Source organism: Pyrobaculum sp. (assembly GCF_049971835.1).
Lineage (GTDB): Archaea > Thermoproteota > Thermoprotei > Thermoproteales > Thermoproteaceae > Pyrobaculum.
In genome coordinates, this window is sequence record NZ_JBMFKV010000331.1 from 1 (window position 1) to 1,641 (window position 1,641).

Below are 1,641 nucleotides of genomic sequence, written 5' to 3' on the forward strand. Positions count from 1 at the left end.
GGAGGCGCAGGAGCGCGCCGCGCAGTTCCTCTACCTGCACGAGTCGCCGGAGACCCTCGTCGCGGAGCTCCTCAAAATCGCCGAGACAGGCGGAAGGGACTACATCATCATCGACGACGCCGCCATCGGCTTCTTCGACCTCGGCCCCAAGGTGTGGTCCGCGCTGATGGACGCGGTAAAGGTCGCCAGGGAGTCGCTGGTGAAGGGCTGGCTCATCTTCACCACCACCAACACGCACTTCATCTCCCGGAGGGTGACCGCCAGCGCCAAGCTTGTCCACCTGGTGAGGAGGAGGGAGGTGAGCCTCGCCCCCCACCGCTCGGGCTGTTTATATATTCTCGACGACTACACACGGGGGGCGCTATATACCGACGAGGCTGTGGAGGCTGTGGAGCTGATTCACTCGGTGAGGTACGTATCGTCGCCGCAGTGGCACGTGGCCCACCCAGCCATGATGAGCCGCACCCTCACCGCCGTCCCCCGCGCCCCGGACCTCGCCATGCCCACAGCTGTGGAGAAGGCCCACCTAGAGGCCAGGAGGCGCAGAGTCGCGGCGCGCCTCCAGGAGGTCCTCGAATTCCTCCACAGCCGCCGAGAGGAAGAGGGAGAGGAGGGCGGGGCGGGAGGGTAGAAGACGCCGAGTCAGCGCTTAAATTTTGACGCATTCGCCGCATTCATGAGCTCCGAATTCAGAGACCTGGGGCAGGGCGCTGTGTACCTAATGATAGCGGTGGTGATAGTAGTGATAACCGCCGCGATTGGTAGCTACACCCTCGGCGCGCTTCAGACGACCGGCGCCGGCAACTCCACCATATACAGGCAGGGCAACTCGATACTGTACAACGTATTCCAGGGCTTCGGCAACGCCGCATCCCTCGCCACCGTCGTATTCATAATCATCGTCGCCGCGATAGTATTGGCAAAGGTCGCCGGCTGGCTACCCATCTTCGGCGGCGGGCGCTACGTCATCGTTGTACAAGTCGTTGAGCGTCGGGTGCCCCTATTCGGAATGTACACAGCAGTGACCCCGGTGGTGGGGCTATGAGGCGGGTGAGGAGACACAGGGTAAAGAAGGTTAAGCGCTACAAAGTCCCCAAGGCGGTTCTGCTGATTAAGTAGGATTTAAACCCGGCTTTTTTCCTCTCCGTGCTCGGGCTCTTCTCCGTCGCGGCGGCGGCCCTCTCCATCTACTTCGCCCTCCGGGGGAGGCCGGCCGAGTCCCTCGCCGCCCTCACCGCCGCCTCCGCGCTGGCCTTCACAGGCCTCGCCGCCCCCGCCGGCGCGGTGTGCGCGACGTGGACAACCACCACGATTGGCGGAGCCACCACAGCTGTGTGCTCCGACGCGAGGGTGGTCTACGGCCTCGACCCCGCCGCCGCCGCAGGCGCCTTCCTCGTCCTCATAGCCGCCGTCCTCCTAATCCTCACCATCTTCAAGCAGGCCGCCGGGGAGGCACTCGCGGTGCAGGCCTAGCCCCACAGCTGTGAGCCCCCTCATCCACGGCGAAGCGCTTAAATTACCGTGCTGTCTATTGGCCAATGAGAAGGGTTAGGAGAACGAGGAGAGGCAGGAGAAAGAAGAGGGCTGTGTTGCTCATCTAAAAGCTTAAATTAACACCCCCCCTTTTTTCCGTGATTTCCC

At 62.9% G+C, this 1,641-nt stretch carries 3 protein-coding genes; all 3 read left to right on the plus strand.

Features of this window, described 5'->3' with window-relative positions:
- Nucleotides 1-631, plus strand: a 631-nt coding sequence (locus ACP5J3_RS14320; RefSeq protein WP_428496296.1) for a hypothetical protein, incomplete at its 5' end; no start/stop codon positions are given.
- Nucleotides 632-676: 45 nt separating this feature from the next.
- Nucleotides 677-1,045, plus strand: coding sequence for a hypothetical protein (locus ACP5J3_RS14325; protein WP_428496297.1), 369 nt, complete (start codon nucleotides 677-679; stop codon nucleotides 1,043-1,045).
- A gap of 101 nt (nucleotides 1,046-1,146) precedes the next feature.
- Nucleotides 1,147-1,473, plus strand: a complete 327-nt coding sequence (locus ACP5J3_RS14330) for a hypothetical protein (protein WP_428496298.1) — start codon at nucleotides 1,147-1,149, stop codon at nucleotides 1,471-1,473.
- Nucleotides 1,474-1,641: the final 168 nt, after the last annotated feature.

What these genes read in the sequence shown, in the direction of transcription:
- ACP5J3_RS14325 (WP_428496297.1), top strand. Translation starts at nt 677, where the DNA reads ATGAGCTCCGAATTCAGAGACCTGGGGCAGGGCGCTGTGTACCTAATG.